This window comes from Micromonospora sp. NPDC053740 (assembly GCF_040677775.1).
GTDB classification, from domain to species: domain Bacteria; phylum Actinomycetota; class Actinomycetes; order Mycobacteriales; family Micromonosporaceae; genus Micromonospora; species Micromonospora alfalfae.
Genome location: NZ_JBFASO010000013.1, coordinates 157,366 through 180,529, shown reverse-complemented (window position 1 = coordinate 180,529; position 23,164 = coordinate 157,366). Strand labels below are relative to the sequence as shown.

Annotated in this window: 23 protein-coding genes and 1 tRNA gene; 18 read left to right on the top strand and 6 right to left on the bottom strand. The window is 66.3% G+C overall.

Annotated features, from left to right (window positions below; genetic code table 11):
- Window positions 1-162: 162 nt before the first annotated feature.
- From AB0K35_RS29685 to AB0K35_RS29675, 3 genes are all read left to right on the top strand, one after another.
- On the top strand, window positions 163-1,599 hold the full coding sequence (locus tag AB0K35_RS29685) for a DnaB-like helicase C-terminal domain-containing protein (protein ID WP_363889605.1): 1,437 nt from the start codon (window positions 163-165) through the stop codon (window positions 1,597-1,599).
- A gap of 115 nt (window positions 1,600-1,714) precedes the next feature.
- Window positions 1,715-2,419, top strand: coding sequence for a hypothetical protein (locus AB0K35_RS29680; protein ID WP_363889603.1), 705 nt, complete (start codon window positions 1,715-1,717; stop codon window positions 2,417-2,419).
- Between the two features lie 126 nt (window positions 2,420-2,545).
- Complete coding sequence (locus AB0K35_RS29675; RefSeq protein WP_363889601.1) at window positions 2,546-3,523, top strand: reverse transcriptase family protein; 978 nt, start codon at window positions 2,546-2,548, stop codon at window positions 3,521-3,523.
- 230 nt (window positions 3,524-3,753) lie between these two features.
- Here AB0K35_RS29675 and AB0K35_RS29670 read toward each other — a convergent pair whose 3' ends face one another.
- Window positions 3,754-4,221 (bottom strand): NUDIX hydrolase, encoded by a 468-nt coding sequence (locus tag AB0K35_RS29670; protein ID WP_363889599.1) that lies wholly within the window; start codon window positions 4,219-4,221, stop codon window positions 3,754-3,756.
- 24 nt (window positions 4,222-4,245) lie between these two features.
- Window positions 4,246-5,469 (bottom strand): helix-turn-helix transcriptional regulator, encoded by a 1,224-nt coding sequence (locus AB0K35_RS29665; RefSeq protein ID WP_363889596.1) that lies wholly within the window; start codon window positions 5,467-5,469, stop codon window positions 4,246-4,248.
- A gap of 371 nt (window positions 5,470-5,840) precedes the next feature.
- On the opposite strand from AB0K35_RS29665, the gene AB0K35_RS29660 reads away from it, so the two are divergent.
- The 14 genes from AB0K35_RS29660 to AB0K35_RS29595 all read left to right on the top strand — a co-directional run bounded on the left by AB0K35_RS29660 (window position 5,841) and on the right by AB0K35_RS29595 (window position 15,813).
- Window positions 5,841-6,110, top strand: a complete 270-nt coding sequence (locus tag AB0K35_RS29660) for a hypothetical protein (protein WP_363889593.1) — start codon at window positions 5,841-5,843, stop codon at window positions 6,108-6,110.
- On the top strand, window positions 6,103-6,345 hold the full coding sequence (locus tag AB0K35_RS29655) for a hypothetical protein (RefSeq protein ID WP_363889591.1): 243 nt from the start codon (window positions 6,103-6,105) through the stop codon (window positions 6,343-6,345). The genes AB0K35_RS29660 and AB0K35_RS29655 overlap by 8 nt, the downstream gene beginning before the upstream one ends.
- The gene (locus AB0K35_RS29650; protein ID WP_363889588.1) at window positions 6,342-6,617 is read left to right on the top strand and encodes a hypothetical protein; all 276 of its coding nucleotides are present in this window, start codon (window positions 6,342-6,344) and stop codon (window positions 6,615-6,617) included. The genes AB0K35_RS29655 and AB0K35_RS29650 overlap by 4 nt, the downstream gene beginning before the upstream one ends.
- A 76-nt stretch (window positions 6,618-6,693) precedes the next feature.
- On the top strand, window positions 6,694-7,419 hold the full coding sequence (locus AB0K35_RS29645; RefSeq protein ID WP_363889586.1) for a GntR family transcriptional regulator: 726 nt from the start codon (window positions 6,694-6,696) through the stop codon (window positions 7,417-7,419).
- 363 nt (window positions 7,420-7,782) lie between these two features.
- The gene (locus AB0K35_RS29640; RefSeq protein WP_172892459.1) at window positions 7,783-8,211 is read left to right on the top strand and encodes a hypothetical protein; all 429 of its coding nucleotides are present in this window, start codon (window positions 7,783-7,785) and stop codon (window positions 8,209-8,211) included.
- Between the two features lie 165 nt (window positions 8,212-8,376).
- On the top strand, window positions 8,377-8,604 hold the full coding sequence (locus tag AB0K35_RS29635) for a hypothetical protein (protein WP_363889583.1): 228 nt from the start codon (window positions 8,377-8,379) through the stop codon (window positions 8,602-8,604).
- A complete protein-coding gene (locus tag AB0K35_RS29630) occupies window positions 8,595-10,022 on the top strand; it encodes an FtsK/SpoIIIE domain-containing protein (protein ID WP_363889580.1) in 1,428 nt (475 codons plus the stop codon). The genes AB0K35_RS29635 and AB0K35_RS29630 overlap by 10 nt, the downstream gene beginning before the upstream one ends.
- A complete protein-coding gene (locus AB0K35_RS29625; RefSeq protein WP_363889577.1) occupies window positions 10,019-10,687 on the top strand; it encodes a DUF2637 domain-containing protein in 669 nt (222 codons plus the stop codon). The genes AB0K35_RS29630 and AB0K35_RS29625 overlap by 4 nt, the downstream gene beginning before the upstream one ends.
- 65 nt (window positions 10,688-10,752) lie before the next feature.
- Window positions 10,753-12,465 carry a replication initiator gene (locus AB0K35_RS29620; protein WP_363889575.1) on the top strand — a complete coding sequence of 571 codons (1,713 nt, stop codon included), beginning with the start codon at window positions 10,753-10,755 and terminating at the stop codon, window positions 12,463-12,465.
- 24 nt (window positions 12,466-12,489) lie between these two features.
- On the top strand, window positions 12,490-12,675 hold the full coding sequence (locus AB0K35_RS29615) for a helix-turn-helix domain-containing protein (RefSeq protein WP_074474991.1): 186 nt from the start codon (window positions 12,490-12,492) through the stop codon (window positions 12,673-12,675).
- On the top strand, window positions 12,672-14,054 hold the full coding sequence (locus AB0K35_RS29610; RefSeq protein WP_363889572.1) for a tyrosine-type recombinase/integrase: 1,383 nt from the start codon (window positions 12,672-12,674) through the stop codon (window positions 14,052-14,054). Before AB0K35_RS29615 ends, AB0K35_RS29610 begins: the two co-directional genes overlap by 4 nt.
- A 139-nt stretch (window positions 14,055-14,193) precedes the next feature.
- Window positions 14,194-14,424, top strand: a complete 231-nt coding sequence (locus tag AB0K35_RS29605) for a colicin E3/pyocin S6 family cytotoxin (RefSeq protein ID WP_363889570.1) — start codon at window positions 14,194-14,196, stop codon at window positions 14,422-14,424.
- Window positions 14,417-14,785: a hypothetical protein gene (locus tag AB0K35_RS29600; RefSeq protein WP_363889567.1), complete on the top strand. Its 369-nt coding sequence runs from the start codon at window positions 14,417-14,419 to the stop codon at window positions 14,783-14,785. Before AB0K35_RS29605 ends, AB0K35_RS29600 begins: the two co-directional genes overlap by 8 nt.
- Before the next feature lie 8 nt (window positions 14,786-14,793).
- Window positions 14,794-15,813, top strand: coding sequence for an ImmA/IrrE family metallo-endopeptidase (locus AB0K35_RS29595; protein WP_363889564.1), 1,020 nt, complete (start codon window positions 14,794-14,796; stop codon window positions 15,811-15,813).
- A gap of 396 nt (window positions 15,814-16,209) precedes the next feature.
- On the opposite strand, the gene AB0K35_RS29590 is transcribed toward AB0K35_RS29595, so the two are convergent.
- Window positions 16,210-16,282: transfer RNA gene (locus AB0K35_RS29590), tRNA-Arg, on the bottom strand.
- A gap of 195 nt (window positions 16,283-16,477) precedes the next feature.
- Window positions 16,478-17,128 (bottom strand): CGNR zinc finger domain-containing protein, encoded by a 651-nt coding sequence (locus AB0K35_RS29585; RefSeq protein WP_363889562.1) that lies wholly within the window; start codon window positions 17,126-17,128, stop codon window positions 16,478-16,480.
- Window positions 17,129-17,331: 203 nt separating this feature from the next.
- Here AB0K35_RS29585 and AB0K35_RS29580 point away from each other — a divergent pair, with 203 nt between their 5' ends.
- On the top strand, window positions 17,332-18,576 hold the full coding sequence (locus tag AB0K35_RS29580) for an MFS transporter (RefSeq protein ID WP_363889560.1): 1,245 nt from the start codon (window positions 17,332-17,334) through the stop codon (window positions 18,574-18,576).
- Between the two features lie 111 nt (window positions 18,577-18,687).
- Here AB0K35_RS29580 and AB0K35_RS29575 read toward each other — a convergent pair whose 3' ends face one another.
- Together AB0K35_RS29575 and AB0K35_RS29570 are read right to left on the bottom strand one after the other, a co-directional pair.
- Window positions 18,688-20,055: a glycoside hydrolase family 6 protein gene (locus AB0K35_RS29575; RefSeq protein ID WP_238671235.1), complete on the bottom strand. Its 1,368-nt coding sequence runs from the start codon at window positions 20,053-20,055 to the stop codon at window positions 18,688-18,690.
- A 159-nt stretch (window positions 20,056-20,214) separates the two neighbouring features.
- On the bottom strand, window positions 20,215-23,094 hold the full coding sequence (locus AB0K35_RS29570; RefSeq protein WP_363889558.1) for a BTAD domain-containing putative transcriptional regulator: 2,880 nt from the start codon (window positions 23,092-23,094) through the stop codon (window positions 20,215-20,217).
- Between the last annotated feature and the right edge of the window lie 70 nt (window positions 23,095-23,164).

The following is a 23,164-nucleotide window of genomic DNA, read 5'->3' as shown; positions in this document are numbered from 1 at the left end:
CCAGCTTCAGCAGATCGCATGCTTCGTCCGCTCGGCTGGGGACCTGTGATGACGCCATAGATTGCTGTACTTTTCTGCTGTACGGTGACCAGCCGCGACCGAGCTACGAAACCTGCTGGGACGAGCCGGTCAATTGGCATCCAAGCCTAGACAAGGAGCCGAGTGCGCTACCTGGACCGCGCCCTTGAGCCTGAGGACACCCCAGCAAACTGGCTCATTGCGCATCTCGCCGACGCTACGGCATTTTACGCCCAAGTTGGCTACCTCGATCGAGGCGGCATTAGCCTCATCCAAACTGGACTCGTCGACGTATTGGAACGCGGAGGTCAAGTCCACGTAGTCGTGGACTCTCGCAATGGTCAACCTCGCCGCGCCGATATCTCTTGGGTACTCGATCTCTTCGCCCCTTATGGTGACCGCGCCACTCTGAGTCTCGTAAGAGACGCCTCAGTGATGCACACGAAGGTCTTCGCCATCCATTATCCCAATGGTGAACGACGTGCGCTTGTCGGATCGGCTAACCTGACCATCGCAGGGCTGGCAAAGAATTGGGAGGCTGGCATCTGTGTAGACACTGATGCTACCGACATACTGGACGCTGTCTCGGCATCCATTCGGCAGTGGCAAGAACATTCATCGACGGTGAAGATGGATCGAGGCGTGCTCGCATCCCTGGTCGAACCTGCTCCGGCAGGTTCGAGCATTCTGCTCGTCGATGGCCTGGAGTCGGCGCTTAATAATATTGAAGCCGCGAATTCAGGGACGCCGACCGGTATTCCCACTGGGTTCTCGGAGTTAGATAGCCTCCTAAATGGTCTCAAGCCAGGAGAACTCGTTCTGATCGCAGGCCGTCCATCCATGGGCAAGAGCACTTTAGCCCTCGATGTTCTCCGGAATGCCGCAATCCGTCGAAACTTTCCATCGCTTATGATGTCATTCGAGATGACCCGGGATGAGCTAATCAATCGAATCCTGTCGGCTGAAGCACGAGTCCCGCTACATATACTTCGCAGTGGACAGCTCTCAAATGACGATTGGACGAAACTCGCTCGCTGCATGGGCGAGATCTCAGAGGTGCCTCTCTACATCAACGACACATGCAGCCCGTCTATCCGGCATGTAACAGAGGAAGCCCGACGGTCGGTAACGGAGGACGGTGTCAGGCTGATCGTCATCGACTACGTTCAGCAGCTCCATCTAGACCGCCGCTCCGATAGCCGCCAGCATGAGATCGCGGAGATTTCTCGATCATTAAAGCACTTAGCCAGGGAGCTTCAAGTGCCGCTCCTTGTGGTCAGCCAGCTAAATCGCGGATCAGAATCTCGCACAGACAAGCGCCCCTTCATCTCTGATCTCAGAGATTCGGGCGCGCTAGAGCAGGATGCTGACGTGGTGATTTTGTTGCATCGCGATGATTACTACGACAAGGAAACACCGAGGGCCGGCGAAGCGGATTTCATCTTAGCAAAGCAGCGTAATGGCCCAACGGATACCGTGACCGTCGCTGCACAGTTACATCTTTCACGTTTTGTTGATATGGCCCCCTACTCGGTTCACCCATCCACGCCGCCCGCCCCTAACTCACGAGTGCCGTCATGAGCTGTGCAGATAATTGGCGCCGACGGTATCCGCTGACTATCGCTCGTATGGCGAACCTTGGGCATGGAGCTCCTAGCCGCCGACTCCGTCCTGAATCCCTCTGGGGTGCAGCGCGGTGAAGCTGTATATGGACGAGTCGGGGAATGGGCATCCGTCGCAGCCGTTGATCGTAGGTGCAGTAGAAACAGATGAGGACTCCGAACAGATAGAGGTCCGCATCCAGGAGTTGTACCGCCGCTTATCCGCTCGGCGGAGCCTCAACGGGCTTCGGAGCTTCGAGGATTTCCGTAAGCATGGGTTTCACGCCTCGACCGATCCACTCGAAGTATCAGGCCCTTTTCTGGAACTTATGCAGGACTTGTCTTTCAAGGCATATATTCTGCTCACCGACAGAACTGATGCTCGGGCGGGGAACACAGAGACTGAGAAGCTTGCGTTCATGTACGAAAGCCTGCTCGGTGACTTACTAATTCGGCATCGGAAGGTGCCGGAATTGTTATGCTGCATCGAACAGAACGACGATATAAAGCAGATAGTCAGGGAACTTCCTGACAGGGCGCTTCGTCGAGCGTATAGAAAGCTGGGGCGCAGTGTTCCCCTGCCCCAACTCAATGTGGTTATGGCTGCAAAGAAGCAGGCGATGTCGATGGCTCTGATCGATTACATCATGATGGCCGTAAGCAGGTGGGTTCGGTCGGGCCATAGCACAGATCCAGCAAATCGAAGCTACCGGGCATTCCGCGAGGTAGAACCGTTTATTTCAGTTCTATATTCCTTGGAACAGGGCCTCATCTCCAGCCGGAAACTGCCACTCCATTGACGTGTGGTATACTCCCGCCCTGAGTAGGGTCGCAGTCATTTGGTGCGCGAGTCCGCGTGCGTTGCTGAATAGTTCTTGGACAGGGGCCGCGACCCTACTCCTGTACCTCGAACATGGGATGGTCGGGTGCCCTTCTCGATTCATGACCTCGCGCAGCATTCAGGCGTTCCGGTGGGAACGCTGGAGATGCTTTCTGAGCGCCTTCCTTCGGGTGTCGGATACCTTTACCAGAGTTACTCTTTCCGAAAGAAACGTGGAGGGCTGCGCGAGATAATCAAACCAAAATCATTGTTTGATATGGTTACCAAAAACTTGCACCGAAGCTTCTCGACGGTGCTGCCCTACCAGCCGCCCGATCACGTCCATGGATTCGTGCGTGAACGGTCGACAATCAGCAACGCGTCTGAACATCTCGGTAAGTCATGCGTCCTGCGCGTTGATCTCGAAGACTTCTTTCCGTCGATCGATTCGGCACGACTAAGGGCCGAATTGCGGGAGCAAGGCTACGACGAGAAGGCGGCGGGCCTAGCTGTTAGTGTTGTCACTATAGCTGGCAAGCTTCCAATCGGACTGAGTACATCGCCATTTCTGTCGAACCTCGCCTTCCAGGCTACGGATCGGCTTCTCGCAGAATATGCTGCGGCGGAGGGCCTAACATTCACGCGCTATGTAGACGACCTGGCTTTCTCCGGCGAGGTGACTGACCAACATTTCGTCGACATCGAGAAGATTCTGAACGACTCCGGCTGGTCCTTAAATGCAAATAAGACCGCCTTCATGCGGCGCGGCGGCCCTCAGTACGTGACTGGGCTGTATGTAGGGGATGCAGATGGCCCCCGCGTCCCACGGGAAATAAAGCGCCGCATGCGCTGGATTTCGCACATCATCTCGAAATTTGACTACGAGACCTACATGATCGACTTCGGCGGCGAGGATGCAGACATGCTACCCCAGCGCCTGATGGGCTGGGCTCGCTACATTGCCGCCGTTGAGCCGGACGTGGGTTACCCACTGTTGCGAGCGTTCTATGAGCAATTGCCTGAGCAGTACGTCTCCAGTCACGATAGAGAGTGGCTTACGGGAATCGACGACCTCGATTATTAGAGCCGGCTTTCCAGTCGTCCGCCCGTCATTGCCAAAGCGATCGGCGTCAAGCAAAAGCGGGCTGTCGCTGGAATAGCTAGTCCCGATCCATGGATCTGGCGGTTCGCCCCTCGCATGCAAGCGAGTCCCTGACCAGTCGGCGCGCGCCCCTCACGACGGGCTGCACGCGCGCCATGGCGGCCGTGTGCGGCCCGGTTCAGGACTACCTGCTACCGTATCGAGAATCTGGACTAGAGGGCGTTGCCATGCTCCGCATAAACGGCGTTGCCGCTGTAACGCGCTGCGACCGCTGCCCGGAGTCTCCGAGTAAGTCGAGGCGGCCCGTAACGCTCCAGATCGCCTACTGCCACGTAGCGCCACTCGGTGAGTTCCCCGTCCGCAAAACGAATGGCCTGCTCTTGCTCTGTGTTGAGAGAGCCAGCGTCGAAGATGAAGAGGAGCTTGTCTCCTTCGTGCTCGGCCGGTGCCCAGTCGACGACGAGCATGGGGCCGACCGCAGTGGTGAGGCCAAGTTCTTCCTCGATCTCGCGTACACATGCCGCACGCGGCGACTCGCCCGGCTCGACGTAGCCGCCGGGGATGTCCCAGTGGTTCTTGTAGCTGGGGCGGACGAGGAGCACGTGGCCTTCGTTGTTGAAGAAGAGGGCGCCTGCGGCGACGCGTGGGGTTGCCATGGGTGGCATCTCGTTGGCCGTCACCAGGGCAGCCTAGATGGGCTGCGTTCAGTCGAGCACCTTGAGCCGCCGGGCCAGGCCGACCAGCTCGGCTGCGGGCTTGCCACGCTGCCGACGTACCCAGATCAGGGCGAGCTGGCGGCTGAGGAAGTGGTGGCGGACCTGCTCGGGTGCCATCTGTTCCGCGTCCAGCAGTACGGCCTGGGCGTCGTCGACGCGGTTCCAAGAGCTGTAGGCGCGGGCGACTTCGAGGGCGTGGCGTACCCGACGCTCCATCGGTAGGCCGGCGGTGTCGACGCGCGGGCCGAGGTCGATGGCGACTTGTAGGTCGCCCAGTTCGGCGGCGGTGGCGACGCGGTGGATGGCGACGTTGGTCGGGCCGAACGCGGTCCAGAGGTAATTGGCGTCGGCTCCGAGTTGGCCGGCGGCGTGGTCGGCGGCGGCGAGGAAGGTGCGGGTGGTGGCGGCGTCGTTGGACCGGGCGGCGGCCATCGAGCCGGACAGGAGCAGGGTCCCGTAGACGGAGAGCAGCGCTGGCGTGGCGTGCTTGAGGTGGGGCTCAAGGTAGCCGGCGGCGTCCTCGGTGAGGCGTACGGCTTCGGCGTAGCGGCCGGTGGCGTGCAGAGCGTGGCCGACGGAGCGGAACAGGGAGCCGGTGATGAGCGGGTCGCCCGTGGGGCGGACTGCGGCCAAACCGCGGTCGGCCGCGATCCACGCAAGGTCGCTTTCTCCGAGCTTGGTGAGTTGGGTGGCGGCGAGTTGGTACGTCAGGCCGAGTAGCCGGCGGGCTTGGTCCTGGTCCTGGCCGTCGTGATGGTCGGCGGCGGCCTGGGCGCGGTGCAGCAGGTCGGGTAGGCGGCCGGTGACGTACCCGAATCGGGAGTCCTGGTAGGCGTCCCAGAGTGCGCCGATCTCCTTCTTGAGCACGCCGACGCTCGACGGTTCCGTGTCTGTGCCGCTACCGAACGGGCCGAGGGCGCGGTAGTTCATCAGGGCGGCGCGCAGGGCGGGCACTGTTTCGGTGCCGCTGTCGCCGGTCCAGTCGAGCAGCGAGGGTTCGCCGAGCAGGTCGCCGAGGGAGACGTCCAGGACTTCGGCGAGGGACTTGATGACGGAGAGGCGGTCCAGTTCGATCCGGTTGTTCTCGATCTTGCCAAGCCAGTCGGCGGTACGGCCGATGAGCCCGGCCAAGACTTCCTGGGACAGGCCGCGTCGCCGGCGGTACCAGGCGACGCGTTCGCCGATGGTCAGGGTGTTGGTCGTCCCGCGCACCGGTTCACTGTCTCCCCTCGGTCGGCGGCGACCCCGGAAGGATTTTCCGGGTCACTGGGCGGTATGTGCCACAACCTGTCTGCATGACGGGGCTGAACGTATCGAGCAACTGCCAATCCTGCTCGGGCGCGGGCTGGAAGTACACCCTTGCCCGCACCGCCATCCGGGGGATGGGGCGGGGGTCGGAGCGGACTCGTTCCCTGGCCCGGCGGTCCTGCCTGGACTGCGCGGGTTCCGGTCGCTCGGCGACCTGCTGAGGCTGGCCCGGGGTGGGTGCTGGTGTGGGGCCGCGACCCGAACGACGGCCCGTGAATGGCCCGCCCGCCTCGGCGCTTCGCACACCGGCGCCGCGCCGGCCGGGTGTCCCGGCCGTGGGTGACCTGGTGCTGATCGATGGCCGGGCGTCGGTGCAGTTCGGCGGCGATCGTACGTTGTGGCTGCGGGTTACCTCAATCTGCGACAAACCGACGTACCACGGCTGGGTGTGGCTCACCGGCTACTCCATTGACCCGGCGAGCGGCAAGGCGCTGGCGCGGCGCGAGGTCTTCGTACAGATCGCCGGCCTACAGATCCGGCCACGCACGACCGACAGCGCGCCGCCTCGCAACGTAGCGCCGGTGATGAGGAGACGCGGTGTTTGACGTTCGGGTACGACTCGGCTCGGTGCTGCAGATCGGCGCCGCCGACCGCTACCGGCCCTCGGACGGGCCGGTGACGCTGTGGGTGACCGGGATCCGGTTGGTGGTCAACCGCCCGGCACACGAGCCGTGGATCTGGGTCGAGGGGATGAGACTGAGCCCGTCCGGCGCTCGGGGGCCGCAGGCACAGATCCTGGTACGCGCCAGCCTGCTACGGCCCGAGGGATCGACCCGGTGACCACGTACCTGTCCGGTGCCGTGCGCGACCAGCTCCGCGCGGCACAAGCGCATCTTGACCGGCACACGCCGTCGAGCGCGGACGGGCGTTGCGCCGGCTGCGGGGAGGAAGGCCCGTGCCCGCAACGGCGGGCGGCGCTGCGGGTGTTTGGCCGGTACGGCTGCCTGCCGCGCCGGTGGCCGGGCGCATCCCGGCCGGAGCTGGTGAACGCTCCGTCGTCTTGGTCGGGATGGCTGACCGAAGCGGTGGAGCGTGTAGCGCGGGACGGCTGAGCTGACTTGTTCTGTCATGCAAACAACTCATAAGCTGCTGAGATTCATGCAGCGTTCCTAGGTGGGGTGGCCCGCGATGGCGTACGAGATACCGACGCCGAAATACCTGCGCGTGTTGAACACGCTGCGGAAGCGCATCGAGGACGGCGACTACGCGCCCGGTGCGGCGCTGCCGTCGGAGAACCAGCTCTGTACGGAGTTCGGGGTGTCCCGCCCGACGGTGCTCAAGGCGCTGGGCATCCTCAAGCAGGACGGCTGGATCGAGTCGCAGCAGGGCAAGGGCAGCTTTGTCCGTGGCCGGCCCGCGGCCGGCCGCACCTCGCCCGACTATGCCCGTGATGCGGTCGAGCTGGACGAGGCCGGGGAGACGGAGATCCTGCATGTCGGTCCGGTGCTCGCTTCTTCGCGGATCGCGGCGGAGTTGAAGATTCCAGAGGGCACGCCGGTCTACGAGCGGCGCCGACGGACCGTCTCGGAGGCGGGGCCGGTGGATCTGGTCGCCACGTTCGTCCCGGTGGACGTCGCGGTCGGTACCGACATCACCAAGCCGGACCCGATCCCTGGTGGCCTGCTCGGCCTCATCGCGCGTCAGAAGGGTCTACGGGCCGACTACGCGACCGAGCGGATGACCGCTCGCCGAGTGAGTCAGCCTGAGGCTGAGGCGTTGGACGTGCCGGCCGACGAGTCGGTGATGAGCGTCGTCATCACCGTGCATCAGGCATCCGGCGATCCGATCATGACGTCGGTGCTGGTGATGCCGGGCAGCCGCCACGAGATCGAGGACACCTACGCCCTGTCCTGATCCGCTGCGTCGCCCGGCCGGCCGCTCAGCGGCACATCTCGCCGGGAGTCCGCGTAAGTCGCCCGTCTCCCCGATCGACGCACAACTCGCTTGTCTTGCGGTCGATCCAGTAGGTCTGCCCACGTTCGATGAGCACTGGCTGGTCCAGGTGGAACCATCGGTCAACGGTGGTCACCAGCGTTAGGCGCTCGGCTGTCACTCGCTCTCCCACTCGCGCCTCCTCGGCCTGGTGCGGCGGCTCTCCACATTGGCAATGGCCTCACCTTTGACCTTGCTTGTGCTTACAAGCTGACGTAACTTGTTAGCTCAACCGGTTGTCAGGTGGACGACTGGTAAAGCTAGGAGGCTGTCCACGTGGTTCCGATGACGTTGAAGGTGCCGGTCCCGTCCGAGTACGTGTTCCCCGCCGGGGCGTTGTGCCTTGGTGTGTCGCCGCAGATCGATTTTGAGCGGCGTGGTGAGGCGGATAACCAGGCTCGGGACAAGGAGACCGGGGAGCGGGTCTGGGTGGTGCGGGTGATGGACCTGGACCCGGAGGCCGGGAAGTTCGGTCGGTCGACCGAGGTGAAGGTGAAGGTGGTCGCCGGGCAGCAGCCGGTGCCGCCGCCGTCGACGGTGCCGGGCTATCCGCCGGCGGTGGAGTTCGAGGGCCTGACGCTGACCCCGTATGTGGATTCGCAGCGGTGCAAGCCGGGTCGCTCGTCGGGTGACTGCCGTTCCCGGATGGCGTACTCGCTGCGGGCTACCGCGATCCGGCCGGCGTCGACGGTGCCCGGTTCGGTGGCGGCCTGACTGGTTGCTGTTTGGCGCGCGGGGCGGGTCGTTTCCCCGCCAAGAGTCCCGGCCCGTCCCGCGCTTCTTCCATCCCTCACGTGTGAAGGAGGGCGTGATGCCCACCGTAGTTCCCCCTGCCTTGAACTGCCCTGTTGGCCGCTGCTCGTCGGGGTGGTGGTCCTGATGTCCCGTACTCGTCTGGTCGGTCTGCGGCACGCCTATCGGGAGGTGGAGGCGGCCGTCCGGTCCGTGCTGCGGTTGCCGCCGGCGTCGGCGCGGGTGTGCGCGATTCGCTGCCCTCGCTGTGAGCAGTGGGTGAAGCCGCGCCGGTTCGACCTGCGGCGCATGTCGTGCCGCTCGTGCATCGCCACCCTGGCCCGTCCTGGCAGGGGTGGTGACCTGTGCCTCTGATCAACATCATTCCGGGCGAGAAGATCCCCGTGGCGCCGATGAACGTGCGCCTGCCGGCGTGGCGGGTGCCGGGTTGGCTGCTGGTGTTCTGGTGGCTGGCCCGGGGCCTGTTCCGCCTCACGGTCCTGGCGGTGCGGTACTGGTGGCTGACAACCCCCACCGTGCTCGGCCTATGGGTACGGGCGGAGTACGGCGGCCTGGTCCTGGCCGGCGTCGTCCTGGTCGTCGCTGCTGGGTGTGTGGGGTGGTGGCGGTGGCACCGGTCGTCGTGGCTGCGGTTCGGCTGGTATCCGATCGTCAGCCGTGTCCGGGCTCTGACGGTGTTTCGGCGGCGGTGGGCGTCGGTCATGGCGACGTGTGGGTTGGCGACGGCCTTCGGCGGTGACCGGTACGTGCCGCAACTGCTGCGGGTGCGCTGTGACCGGTACGGCGATGAGGTGACCGTGCGAATGCTGCCCGGTCAGATCCCAGACGATTGGGGGCAGGCCGCGGAACGCCTCGCCTACGCCTTCCGCCTCCGCCACGGGCAGGCCCGGTCCACGGACCGACCGGATCAGGTCGTGCTGCGGTTCCTGCGCCGTGACCCTCTCGCCGCCATCGTTGATCCGCTGCCGGTGCCGGTGGTGCCGGACCTGGCCGGGCTGCCGCTCGGTGTGCGGGAGGACGGACAACCCTATGAGCTGCGCTTGGCCGGCTCGCATGTGCTGATCGCGGGGGCGACCGGGTCGGGTAAGGGTTCGGTGCTGTGGTCGCTGATCCGCTCCCTGGCCGACGGTGTGCGGTCGGGGTTGGTGGAGCTGTGGGCGTTCGACCCCAAGGGCGGCATGGAGTTGGCAGCTGGGGTGCCGCTGTTCGCCCGGTTCTCCTACGACGACCCCGACGGCATGGCCGGCGTCCTCGAAGAAGCCGTCAAGCGCATGCGGTTACGAGCGGCCCGGCTGCGCGGCCTGGCCCGCCAGCACACACCGACGGTCGATGAGCCGCTGATCGTCCTGGTGGTCGACGAGCTGGCGGCGTTGACGGCGTACATCACCGATCGGAAGGTCCGCGACCGGATCAAGGAAGCCCTCGGCCTCCTCCTCAGCCAAGGGCGGGCGGTCGGGGTGCACGTGGTGGCGGCGTTGCAGGACCCGCGTAAGGACGTGCTGCCGTTTAGGGACCTGTTCCCCACTCGCATCGGGTTGCGGCTGACCGAGCCGGAGCAGGTGGACATGGTCCTCGGCGACGGGGCTCGCGACCGGGGCGCGCTGTGCGACCGCATCCCCGAATCGACACCCGGGGTCGGGTTCGTCGTCCTCGACGGCGTCCGCGAACCCGTCCGAGTCCGCTTCGCCTACCTCACCGACGACGACATCCGCCACCTCGGCCGCACCTACCGGCGGCTGGACGACACCGACGAGCAGGAGGTGACCCCGTGAAGGCCAACGCGAACGCAGACCGGGTAGAGGGCGTCGTCCTGGTGCTCATCGTCCTGACGGTCGGCGGGCTGGCCGGCGCGGCCTCGTTCACCCACGTCCACGACTGGACCATGGCCAACTCCCCGGCCGGTACCGGGGACTGGTTCGGCTGGGCCAACGCCGCCATCTCCGAACTACTGCCCCTGGCGGCACTGCTCACGATCCGGCGGCGGCGCCGCACGGGCGGCCCGATCGGGTACCCGATGTTCCTGCTCGTCTGCGCCGTCGCACTGTCGCTGTCCGCGCAGCTTGCCGTAGCCAAACCGGGCGTGTCCGGGTGGCTGCTGTCCGCCGTACCGGCGCTAGCGTTCCTCGGCCTGTCCAAGCTCGTCTTCTCCACCACACCAACAGCGGCGGCCCCCGTCGACAAACCGGCAGACGCCAACGACTGGGGCGACGTCCCGCCCGGCTACGACCCGACCGAGGACCGGCCGTCCGCCGACCTCATCGACGAGGACCAGGCGGTGACCGTCCCACTGGAGGCCACCGACGAGCAGCCCCGCCCGGCGGCCCTCCGCCCGGTTCCCGTGATGCCGGTAGAGCGGCGGCCGGGACTGGTGCCCGTGCCAGCGGCGGCGTTCGCGCCCCGCAACGCCAGCGTCTTCGGCGGGGAGCGTGACCGGTGAACCAACTCGAACTCATCCCCACGACTCCCGTCGAACAGCCTCGACCGGGATCGCGAGCGGACAGGATGCGCAAGCCCCTGGCAAAGGGCGCGCTCAAGCAACTCGCCGAACAGAACGGCGTCTGCGTCCGCCCCCTCGCCCTGCGCCGCACCGACACCACCACCGGCCTGACCGAGGTCGTTGAGGTGCCCTGCGGGGCGACCCTCGCGGCCAAATGCAAGCCGTGCGCCGAGCGGGGCCGGCGGCTGCGCATCCAACAGATCCGCGAGGGCTGGCACCTCGCCGACGAACCCGCCGTCCGCCCCGACAAGCCCGGTGAAGACGCGCTCGCCCTCGTCCGGGTGCGGGCACACCTGGAATTCGAACGCGAAGCGCTGCACTACCAGTCGATGACCCCGGACGAGCGGGCCGCGCAGATCGCCGACGTGGACGACGCGATAGCCGAGCTGGACGAAGCCCTCGCCGAAACCAGCCTGCGCGGCCACCTCACCCCGAAGGAGCGCGACGAGCGACCCCGGCGCAAGCGCTCGACCAGGCGACGGCAGGACACCCCGGACCTGCCCCGGCTGCCGGTCGACCCGCGCACGGTCGGCCGCGCCTACGTCGGTCGGGCGGGCAAGACACACCGGCCGTCGATGCTCGTCACACTCACCTTGGGCTCGCACGGGCCGGTGCACTCCCACCTCCGCCGCGGCGCCTACGTTGCGCCCTGCGAGTGCGGCCAACGGCACGGCCCCCACGATAACGTGCTCGGCACCCCGGTCGACCCGGCCAGCTACGACTACCGACGAGCGGCCCTCGATGCGATCCACTTCGCCCGGGTCCTCGACCGGTGGTGGCAGAACGTCCGCCGCGCCGCCGGCTGGAACGTCCAGTACGCCGGCGCCGTCGAGCTGCAACGCCGACTCGCCCCACACGCGCACTTCGCGATCCGCGGCACCCTGCCCCGCCGGCTGCTCAAGCAGATTGCGGCAGCGACCTATCACCAGGTGTGGTGGCCGCACTTCGACGAGCTGGTCTACCCGGTCGACAAGTTGCCGGTCTGGGACGTCGACCGACAGGCGTACGTCGACCCGAAGACGCGTGAGCCGCTGCCCACCTGGGGCGAAGCCATCGACGCCCTGGAAGAACCCGACAGCCGACCCGCATACATGGCCCGGCTCGGGCGGATTGACGCGCGGGGTATCGAGCAGGGAACCAAGGATGCGGAGCGGTCGATCCGGTACGTGACGAAGTACGTCACCAAGGACCTGACCGACCAGGCCAAGCCGCGCTCCGACGCGCAGAAGGCGCACTTCGACCGGCTCCACGCGGAACTCGCTGTCCTGCCGTGCTCCCCGACGTGCGCCAATTGGCTGCTCTACGGAGTCCAGCCGGACGGGGTCAAGGCGGGCTTGACCCCCGGCCGCTGCACCGGGAAGGTCCACCAACGCTCCACCCTCGGCTTCACCGGCCGCCGCGTCCTCGTCTCTCGGCAGTGGTCCGGCAAGACCCTCGCCGACCACCGCGCCGACAACCGGGCCTGGGTCCGCGCCATCCTCGCCGGCGGCATGGCCGACACCGAGGAGCACGACCAGGCGGCCGACGAGACGGGCGGCTCGAAGCGGTACCGGTTCGAACTCGCCCGGCCCGAAGACCCCGACGTGCCACCCCTGGAACACCGGCTCCTGCGCGCGATATCCGCCCGCATTCGCTGGCGCGCCGACCTCGACACCGCCCGGATACGAACAGCCGCCGCCGTTTCGGCAACCGCTGCTCCCCTCTCCCCTGCTGCCTGAACCACTCGGAGGACCGAACCCCTCATGGAAAGTGAGCTGCTGACCGTTCCGGAAGTCCTCGCCGTGCTCAACGGCGTATCGCGCCGAACCTTCTACCGCTGGCGAGAGCTGGGCATCGCCCCGGAGTGCATCAAGCTGCCCAACGGTGAGCTACGCATCGAGCGGCGCGACCTGCGGGCGTGGCTGGAACAGCACCGGGAGGCGGCGTGAAGTCGCGGGCGGTGCGGGTCTGGGACATCCGCGTCAACAAGGGCGCCAGCAAGAAGAAGACGTACACGGTGCGGTGGATCGTCGGCGGGCGGGAGAAGTCGCGGAACTTCGCAACCCGGGCGCTGGCGGACAACCACCGGTCGGACCTGATGCAGGCGATCAACCGAGGCGAGGCGTTCGACACCACCACTGGCCTGCCTGACTCGATGGTGCAGAGCATGGGCGCAGTGTCGTGGCTGGAGTTCGTGCAAGCGTACATCGATATGAAGTGGCCGGGCGCAGCGGCGAAGTCACGGGGAAGCATGGTCGACGCGTTGGCGACCGTGACTCCCGTTCTGGTTCGTGAGCAGGCGGGCCGGCCGGCGGTGGACGAACTGCGACGGGTCCTGCTCGATCACCTCCTGCCGCCGGGCGTACGTGATCGGGATGTGCCGGCGGAACTGGGGCCGGCGCTGCGGTGGTTGCGCCGTGCGTCGCTGCCGGTGTCCGAGATCAGTGAGGCAGCGGTGGTGCGGGCGGCGCTGGATGGCTTGGCGCTGCGACTCGACGGCCGGCCGGCGGCGCCGACGACGGTGCGGCGGAAGCGGTCGGTGTTCTACAACGTGCTTCAGTACGCCGTCGAACTGGAGGCGTTGGCGTTCAATCCGGTCGACAAGATCCGGGTACGGGCGCAGCGGGCGACCATCGCCGAGTCGGTCGACCGGCGGGTGGTGGTCAACGGTCGCCAGGCGCGGGAACTGCTGACGGCGGTGTCATACGTCGGCGAGCGGGGTCGCGTCGGCCGCGGTGAGCGCCTAGTCGCGTTCTTCGCGTGCCTGTACTTCGCGGCGCTACGCCCGAGTGAGGCGCTGGCGCTGCGCGAGCAGGACTGTCACCTTCCGGCAACCGGGTGGGGCCGGCTGACGCTGGTCGACAACCGGCCCCAGGCGGGTAAGCGGTGGACCGACAGCGGCGAGGTGCATGACCGGCGCGGGTTGAAGCACCGGGCGGCGGCGGAGTCCCGGGTCGTGCCGATCCCGCCGGAGCTGGTGGGCATCCTGCGGCGGCATGTCGACCGGTTCGGCGTCGCCGATGACGGTCGGCTGTTCCGCAGCGACAAGGGCAACGTGGTGGCAGCGTCGACGTACTCACGGGTGTGGAAGGCAGCGCGGGAGCTGGCGCTGACTCCGGTGCAGGTGGCGTCCCCGCTAGCCGGGCGTCCATACGACCTGCGGCACGCGGCGGTGTCGCTCTGGCTGAACTCCGGTGTTCCGGCAACCAACGTCGCCGCCCGGGCCGGGCACTCCGTCGACGTGCTGCTGAAGGTGTACGCCAAGTGCATCGACGGCCAGGAGGCAGCTGTCAACGAGCGCATCGACCATGCTCTGCGGCGAAGCTAGGCGGCGAGCCGATAGGTGATCAGCTGGCGTCAATCCGGATGATCAAACCGGATGTTGGCGAAAGGCCCCACGGAGCTATAATCCTTCGGTTTGCTCAGCGAGCCTCTACCGCTGTGGTTCGATCGGAGCCATACTGACCTTGTCGTACACACCCATTCCCAGGCCCAGCTACGTCGATGATCTAGAAAACTTGGGGGCGCGCAACGGAGTTCGCCGCTGGCGGGACCGCGACGGGCGCATCTACACCTACGATGGCCAGCACTGCGAGTTAGAGGTCTTCAACTCCAGGGGGCGCCATATCGGCGTCGCGGACGTGTACACTGGGGAGTTTACGAAGCCTGCGGTAAGAGGAAGGAAGATCGATGTTTAAGCTTCTTCAGCGCAACCGAGCCGACGATCGATCGACCTTCATGGACGACGTGCTGCGCGGACACGCGACGCTCGACGAGATCGACGACTACATCGAACACTGGCACGACGCCCCTGACGACTCTCAAGCAGCATCCATGGAACTTCATGAGTTCCTCGGGATGACATGGGAAGAGTATCGCCTTTGGGGCGAGAGGCCAGAGTCGCTTCGCTTCACCGTGGCTGCTCGCAGAGCGAAGCGGCCAGTCGCAGACATACTTCGCGCCAATCTGATGGGCGCAGCGGCGCGGTCGAACGACACCACAGATGCCGAGCTAGTACTTGACTGGCTGAAATCAAAGGGGCGGATCCGGGACCACTAGGCCGAGTGATGACCGATACCGAGCTTGGCCTTTGGTGTACTAGTGGACCTGCAGAGCCCGCAAGATTTCTCGCCTCAGCCATCGTTGAACGGTACGACCTGAGCCCTCCCGTCAATATCGAGAAGATCATACAAGACTGCGCAGATCTTTTCTTTGAAGACTGGCCTTACGCCGGATGTGACGCGCTGGTTCACGGCTTACACCAACGGCGCCCAAAGGTCTTCGTGCGGCAGGGATTGCACCGCAGGCGCCAACGCCTGACTCTGGCTCACGAATATGGCCACATCAAAATGGGCTGGCATTACGGTACAGTTGGCTGCCAGGCAGTGGCAAGCGAAGTGGGTGCCGGACCTGCGGAAACACATCTGGAAATTGCGCTCGACGTTAACGAGCAGGAGCGCGAGGCCACCCGCTTCGCGGGCTATCTACTCGTTCCCGATCGGTTCCTACGACCATTGATTCGCAGTACCGACATGGAAGCGATACTGCGCGGACTTGATCGCACTGAGGTCTCAGCCGACGCCGCCTTCATGAGGCTCCGCCATCTTCTTCAGCCCGGTTTCGTATTCACATTCACGGTTCGAGGAGAACGCCGCACATATACCAGCCCTGGCACCGTTGTGCCAACAGGCACCTATCGAGGAGACACGCGGCCACTAAAAGACTCGTCAATTGAGTCTGGGACGTCTGTCGTTAGCGACAGAACAGTGGAATGGTTCAGACTTACCGACTTCGAAGCATTCGAGCCCGTGCCCGGCACACCCTCGGCGACAAATCTACTGCGTTCAGCAATTGCGTCACATGAGCCCGACACGAAGCTACACCAGAAGATACTTCTAAGCATTAACGGCGTAGTAGGCGGCAGCCTTTCCGCAGAAAGGGCTCACACCCCTCAACAGGCACTGGCTATCCTGCGCCACAAGTTTGACGGAAGAGTAGAGTACCGAGCGGTTATCGAGCACCCCGACTTTGACCTTTACCTGCGCCGCAAGGTTGAGGAATGGGCACAAAAACGAGGAATCCTTTGAGGAAAATCCTCAAACCTTGCCCCTGCGAAATGGGTCCAAGCAGACGTTCGTACACCTGCCCTGCCGGGCGCGCCCGACTCGGTCGAGGCTCTCATCCGCGACAGCACGGAACCATCCGTGACTAAGGTCACGTCTAGGACGGCCCTATCAGGGCGCTCCGCCGAACTCGCAAGCATGGAGGCCGCAGGGCTCTGGTACTAGTCTCGGCAGGATTTCTCGGTCCGAGCCTTGCCGGCGCGGGCCGCACCACCTGGGAAAGCGCCGTCAAGATCAATCCGCGAATAGTCCGTGAACAGCGACAAACGCCGGCTCTGGGCGGCACACCACTGCACAGGTCGACCGATCGACACGGTGACATATCCGCTGCTCAGGCGGCGTTCTTGCTGATCTTCGAGGTGCCCCCGGCAGGATTCGAACCTGCGACACACGGTTTAGGAAACCGATGCTCTATCCCCTGAGCTACGGGGGCGCGAGGGCCCAGTCTAGCGACCCGGGCGGCCAGCTGGGGTGGCAGGGAGCGGCCTGCGTTCACCCCGCCGCCCGGACGCCTGTTATCCCAGCACAGGCGCGACAACCCGACGGGACGCCGGGGGAACAGACAGGAGGTCGGCAGGCGTCCGCTGCCGTGGCAACTCACCACGCACAGCATTGATCAGTCGACCGGCTACGAGTTGGCGGGCCGGGCGGCGCGGCGACGTTCGGTGAGCCGTCGCGCCTTCACCACGTTGCCGCAGTCGGCCATGCGACACCAGCGGCGGGATCCGTTGCGGCTGCGATCGAGGAACAGCCAGCCGCAGCCGCCTTCGAGCACCGGGCAGCGGCGCACTCGGGTCAGGTCGGCCGTCAGCATGACGTCCAGAGCGGCCTCGGCGATCCGGTCGGGCACCAACATGGCCGGCACCGTGCCGTAGACCAGCCGTACCTGTGACGAGTCGAGCACGAATCGTCCTCGAGCGGCCGCGCCGGACCAGCGCTGGTGTAGTCCGACCAGCGCGGCACCGGCCGCGATGGGGTCGCTCGCCGTGCCGTCGTCCGCGTCGGTGATCGCGGCGAGCATCACGAGATACAGGCCCTCGCGGATGTCCCGCGCGGCGTCCAGTCCCGCCTGCGCGGCGGCGGGCTCGTCGCGCCACGCCCGGCAAACCTGGTCGGCCTCCGCGTCGCTGATCAGGCCGACCTGGACCGACCAGCGCAGCAGGGCGGAGCTGTCGGACAGGAAGTCGTGCGGTGCGGTGCCCCCGCGCTCCAGCGTGTTGACCAGATCCAGTACGGGGTGCCCCCCGACCATCGGCAGCTGGCACACGTCGATTGGCATGCCAGCCAGGCTACCACCTAGACCGCCCAAGACGGTTACACCATGTTCAGTTCAGGAGTCGACGCGACCCGCTGGGCTTGGCGCGTCGGCTTAGGGATAGGACCCGGCAGCGAGACAGCGAGGGATGCGCAGTCGTCTATGCTACCGTCAAAACCCATTTAGCCGGGATCATCGACCGACATCCAGGATCTGGGAGGTAGCCAATGGCGCACCAACGACGCGCGGCCTATGCCCTCGCCGCGTTGTCCGCCGCCACTTTCTGTTACGTCACCACCGAGGTGCTTCCGATCGGGTTGCTCACGCTGATCGCGCCAGACCTGGGACGCTCCAGGTCCGAGGCTGGTCTGCTGGTGACCGGGTACGCCGCAGTGGTCATGGTTGTGGCGCTCCCCCTCACCCGGGTCACTCGACGCGTACCCCGGCGCCCCCTGCTCGCCGGCGCCCTCGGTGTGTTCGCCGCGGCGACGACGGTGTCGGCCTTCGCAACCTCCTACGAGGTGCTGCTCGCCGCGCGGCTGGTGTCCGCCACCACAAACGGTGTCTTCTGGGCAGTGGTGTTCCCGGTGGCGATCTCGATGTTCCCCGCGAACATCCGAGGTCGCATCGTGGCTCGGCTGTCGATCGGTAACGCCCTCGGCCCGGTCCTCGGCGTGCCGCTGAGTACCTGGTTGGGCGGGCAGGCCGGGTGGCGGGCCGCCTTCGTCGCGATGGCCATCTTCGGCTTCGTCACCTGCATCGCTGTCGCCCTGCTCCTGCCGAGCGTCGCACCGCAACAGGATGCAGGCGACACGGGGCCGATGCCGGACCGGCGCCGCTTCGTCGTGCTCCTTGTCGCCACCATCCTCGCGGTCACCGGCGCCATGGGCGCGTTCACCTACATGACCGTCTTTCTGCTCGACGTCAGCGGGTTCGCCGCGGCATCTCTCGGCCTGCTGCTCTTCGTTCAAGGATCGTTCGGCGTCGCCGGCACCTGGGCGGTCGGCCGGGTCCTGGACCGATTTCCACTCGGTGTCGTGCTCGTTCTACTCGGGCTCCTCAGCGCCGCGATGCTGGGCCTCTCTGGAGTTGGCACGAGCAAGGTACTGACGATCCCGTTGCTCGCCGTGGCGGGGATGTCGTTCAGTTCGCTGATCGCGGGAATCCAGCACCGCGTCATGCAGGTGGCCCCGTCGACCACCGACATGGCGTCGGCCAGCCTCAGCGTCGCGTTCAACTTCGGCCTCGCGGCCGGCTCGTTGATCGGCGCGGGTCTGCTGGCGACGGCCGGGGTGCGCGTCATCCCGTTGTTCAGTGGTCTGCTGACAGCCGTGGCGATCGCGTTGCTCGCCGGCCACGAAATGTCCCGTAGGAGAGGGAGGAACCATAGGCCTGACCAGAGCAGTTGGCCGGTGCGACAGACCCGCAGCCACGATGCCGAGAAACCACAGGCCGCCAGCGTGCCGACATAGCTGGCGCGGTGTTCGGTGAGCTACGCGACCTGGGCGCGTTCACCTGGGGTGGCAGAGAACGGCCCGGCACGGAGAGTGGTCCTCCGCGCCGGGCCGCCGCATTGACTGAAATCAGTTGGTTACGCAGTCGGCCAACACGCCCGGGCCGGTGCCGGTGCCCTGGAAGCCGAAGTTGGTGGACTGTCGGCCCAGGACCCGTCCGTTGTAGCTCACGTTGGTGAACCCCACGGTGCCACTGGTGCCGCTGACCTGTGCGTTCCAGGCGCTGGTGACCGCGCCGCCGGGCAGCGGGACGGTAACGGTCCAGCCGTTGATGTCCGACTTGCCGGCGGTGACCGTCACGCTCGCCGTGAAGCCGCCAGCCCACTGGTTGACCGCGATCGACGCGTAGCAGCCGTCACCGGCCGGCGGCGAGCTCGGAGGGGTGGTCGGCGGGGTGGTGGTCGGTGGAGTGGTCGTCGGCGGCGTCGTCGTCGGCGGGGTGGTGGTGGGCGGGTTGGGCGCGCCGTTGGCCAGGCTGAAGGCCAGGTCGGGCTGGAACGAACCGGCAGTGTAGCGGCAGCCGTCCGCCTCCCCCGGCGGCTTCACCCACAGGTACGCGTCGATGTTGCTGTCACCCGTGTTGGTCGTCGGGTACTGCCCGATGCGCCGGTCGGTGTTGTCGTCGCCGCACCAGTCCCCGCTGGCACCCCCGTTACGGCTGGTGTCGATGACCTGGCGCTTGCCCGAGATCCCCATGCCGTTGAGGGCGGAGATGACAGCCCGACCGAAGTTCGCCTCGTTGGAGGTGGAGTTGTAGTTCGACACGTTGGTGAAGAAGCCGTCGGCGTACTGCACGCCGGCCGCCCGGAGCCGGTTGGCCGTCTCACCAGCGCTGTTCCAGGTGGAGTGGCCGGCGTCGAGGTACACCTTGGCGTTGGGGTTGCCCGACTTGATGGTCCGGGTGGCAGTCGAGATCGCCTGGTTGCGCGCGTTGATCTCGGCGCTGCTCAGGCACGTCAGCAGAGCGAGCGAGTCGGTTTCCAGGATGATGATGACGGTCTGGTTGCCCAGTCCCCTGGCGAAGTTGGACACCCACGTCTGGTACTGGTTGAGGTCCGGCGCCCCACCGGCGCTGGCCCCACCGCAGTCCCGGTTGGTGATCTCGTAGACGGCCAGCACCGGGATCTGCTGCGCCGCGTTGGCGGCGCCGATGAACCCGGAGACCTCGGACTGCACCGTCGAGGGGTTGAAGTTGGCGAACCAGCGCGCTTGCGGCTGGCTCGCGATCTTGTCGCGGATGACGGCGGTACGCGAGTCGCCGGGGTTGGCGGCGACCCAGCGGACGACTGCCGAACTCGGGTCGCGGTAGAGCGACCCGGACAGTGTGCCGGCGGAGGCGCTGCTGACGGCGAGGCAGACGCCGACGGCGGTGGCGCCCGCTACGGCCGCCACGCTGATGGCCGCCGATCTGCGGCGGAGCGAGGAGAAGATAGCCACGACGTGTTGCCTCCAGATCACATAGATGTGTCTAAGTTCATGGGAGCGTTCCCAGGGACGTTAGCGGAGGCGCGGACCGCTGCCAAGACGTGAACACGCGTCGATGGATTGGATGTCCGTGTTTGGGGGCCCGTGTCCGGGTGTCACAACTGGCAGGAGTCAGGAGCCGTAGATGCTGACCTTCAGCTTTTCCCGAATGGCTGCCGCCTGCACCTCGTCGCGCCCGTTGTAGACATCCAAGGCCTGGTGCCACACCTTCCACGCGGCGGCCAGGTCACCCGCGGCCTCGTAGGTGTCACCGAGGCGGGCCAACGCGCTCGCCTGGAGAGTGGTCTCGCCGACCTCCGCAGCCAGGTTGACCGCGCGCCGCCCACAGGAGAGCGCCTGCGCGTGGTCGCCTCGTTGGTGGTGGACATGCGCCAGGCTGTCCCACACGTACGCCTCACCGTGGAGGTCACCCAAGCGCTGCATGAGAGCAACGGCGCGTCCGCAGTAGTCAAGAGCGCGGGCGTGGTCCCCCAGCAGGCTGTGATACCACCCGACCGCGTTGAGTGCGCTTGCCTCGCCAGATTCGGGACCAGCATGCTGATGGAGGCGCAGCATCTGTTCGGCGTGCGCCAGCGCGTCACGGTAGCTTCCCTGGCGCTCGGCCAACCAGGACAGATTGCTGTGGACCTGCGCCTGTCCGGTCCGGTCCCTGATCTCGACGTACAGCCTCAAGGCAGAACCGTGGTGCTGGCGGGCACGTTCGTAGTGCCCCAGCCGGGTGTGGGCGTTGGCGAGGCCACGATGGCACCGGGCCTCGGCCCTGCGATCCCTCAGCCGCTGCGCAGCGACGAGACCGGTGGCCTCGACCGCAGCCCATTCGTGCCACCACCCGCATCGGTTGAGGAAGGTGGTCAGTGTCCAGCCGAGTTGCCAGGCGTGCGAGTCGAACCCGTTCGACGCTGCCATGTCGACGGCCGTGACGAGTGCCCGCCGTTCGTGCGTGTACCAGGCGAACGCCGCGTCGCTGTCGGTGAGGACCTCAGTGGTCACGCCGGGCTGCGGCGCCGCGAGGTCGATCGAGTCACGCCGGTGCGGGTAGATCAGGCGATCGGCGACATGGGCGGTGTGCAGGTAGTGGTCGAGCATCCGCTGCCGCGCGGCGCGCTGATCGCGCTCGGTCTCGTGAACACCGACGAGTTCGCGCGCGTATGCGCGCAGGAGATCGTGGAGCGCGTACCGGTCGGCCGAACGCCGCTCGACCATGTGGACCGCTACCAGGTCCGCCAGCAGTCGGCTGGTCTGGTCCAGCGGCAGACCGGCCAGGCTGGCGCAGGTCGAGACGGCCATCTCCAGGCCGTGATGCAGGCCGAGCAGGCGAAACAGTCGGGCGTGTTCGGGGCTGAGAGCGCGGTAGGAACCGGAGAGCACGGTCCGGAGGTCGGACTGCGGATCGTCTCCGGCAAGGACGTCCAGATCCCCACCGCTCCCGATGCGGCTGGCGAGGACCTCGATCGGGAGTTGGGCGTCGGTGGCCGCACGCGCTGCGACGATGGCCAGCGCCAGGGGTAGACCTGCGCACCTGCGGATGATCTGGTCGACGGCTCCCGCGTCCTGCACGACCCGGGCGACGCCGAGTCGACGGGTGAGCAACTCGTGCGCTTCCACCGCGGTCAGCATGCCGAGCGGAACGGGTTGAGCCCCTTCGTTCACGACGAGTCCGGTGAGCCGGTTTCGGCTGGTGACCACGACCAGGCAGGAAGGGTTGCCCGGGAGCAGCGGGCGCACCTGTGCCGCGTCGCGGGCGTTGTCCAGCACGACCAGCACCCGCCGGTCGGCCAGGACACTGCGGTAGAGACCCACCTGGGCGTTGATCCCGGGAGGTATCCGGTCCGGCGGAACGTGCAACGCCTCCAGGAAGTCTCGTAGGACGTCGGTGGGCTTGAGGGCCGCCGTTCCGTCCGGGCCGAACCCGTCCAGGTTCACAAAGAGCTGCCCGTCCGGGAAACGGTCGCGGACCCGATGTGCCCAACGGACGGCCAGCGCCGTCTTGCCGACGCCGGCATGGCCCACTATGGACAGGACCGTGGGGTGCGGCTGGTCGGTGGGATTGGTCGCCAGAGCCGCATCCAACTCGGCCAGGCTGGCTGAACGGCCGACGAACAGGGCCCCTTGCACAGGTAGTTGAGCAGGGCGAACAGGTGCCGCACCGGCGCCGGAGGCGAGGGTGACGCCCTCGGGACGCGCCGACGGGTCGAGGGCTCGGTCTTGCCGAAGAATCGCCTCGTACCTCCTACGCAGCTCGTCGCCCGGGTCGACGCCCAGTTCGTCGGCGAGCGTGGAAGCGACGCGCTGGTACGCCTCGATCGCCTCGGCCTGCCGCCCGGACTGGTAGAGGCCGGTCATCAGCATGGCCGCGAGCCGCTCGCGCAGCGGATGTTTCGCCACCAGATCAGTCAGTTCGGCGACCACGGCGGCCCCGCCGCCGAAGGTCAGCTCGCACTCCAGACACTCTTCGAGGACCGCTATGCGCATCTCCTCCAACACGGCCGCCTCGCGCTCCAGCACGATCCCGTTCAGATCCGCGAGCGCGGGACCCCGCCACATCGACACCGCCTGACGCAGCACGACGGCTGCCTTGCGCTTGTCATCGAGCGCTACGAGGCGTCGCCCCTCGGACACGGCGTCCTTGAATCGGGCGAGGTCCAGCTGACTCGCGTCGACGCGAAGCCGGTAGTTGGCGCGCTCACCACCCAGCAGGTGCGCCGCACCGTAGCGGTCAAGGGTGCGACGCAGCTGCCAAATTCCGCTGTGGATCTGGTTGCGAGCCGTCGCGGGCGGGTCCCCGTTCCAGGCGATGGCGGTCAGGTCAGCGGCGGACACCAGCTGACCGTGCCGGAGAAGCAGACCGGCCAGCAGCCTTCTCTGCCGCTCGCCGCCCAGCTCAACGCGTCGGTCGCCAGCGCTAACCTCAAGGGGCCCGAGCACCATGAAGTCGATCGGCACCGCCACGATGACACCCCCGTTGTGCAGATCGGCCCGTAGGGTAGTCATCTGGTGTCACTGTGTCAAGATCGAGCCCGGCTGATCGTCGTGCATCGTCTGAAGACCGCCCGAGGACGGG

Excerpts from the sequence above, each read along its gene's own strand:
- AB0K35_RS29580 (WP_363889560.1), top strand. The coding sequence starts at position 17,332 with ATGGCGCACCAACGACGCGCGGCCTATGCCCTCGCCGCGTTGTCCGCC.
- AB0K35_RS29645 (WP_363889586.1), top strand. The coding sequence starts at position 6,694 with ATGGCGTACGAGATACCGACGCCGAAATACCTGCGCGTGTTGAACACG.
- AB0K35_RS29595 (WP_363889564.1), top strand. The coding sequence starts at position 14,794 with ATGACCGATACCGAGCTTGGCCTTTGGTGTACTAGTGGACCTGCAGAG.
- AB0K35_RS29620 (WP_363889575.1), top strand. The coding sequence starts at position 10,753 with ATGCGCAAGCCCCTGGCAAAGGGCGCGCTCAAGCAACTCGCCGAACAG.
- AB0K35_RS29570 (WP_363889558.1), bottom strand. The coding sequence starts at position 23,094 with ATGACTACCCTACGGGCCGATCTGCACAACGGGGGTGTCATCGTGGCG.
- AB0K35_RS29585 (WP_363889562.1), bottom strand. The coding sequence starts at position 17,128 with ATGCCAATCGACGTGTGCCAGCTGCCGATGGTCGGGGGGCACCCCGTA.
- AB0K35_RS29640 (WP_172892459.1), top strand. The coding sequence starts at position 7,783 with ATGACGTTGAAGGTGCCGGTCCCGTCCGAGTACGTGTTCCCCGCCGGG.
- AB0K35_RS29615 (WP_074474991.1), top strand. The coding sequence starts at position 12,490 with ATGGAAAGTGAGCTGCTGACCGTTCCGGAAGTCCTCGCCGTGCTCAAC.
- AB0K35_RS29635 (WP_363889583.1), top strand. The coding sequence starts at position 8,377 with ATGTCCCGTACTCGTCTGGTCGGTCTGCGGCACGCCTATCGGGAGGTG.
- AB0K35_RS29600 (WP_363889567.1), top strand. The coding sequence starts at position 14,417 with ATGTTTAAGCTTCTTCAGCGCAACCGAGCCGACGATCGATCGACCTTC.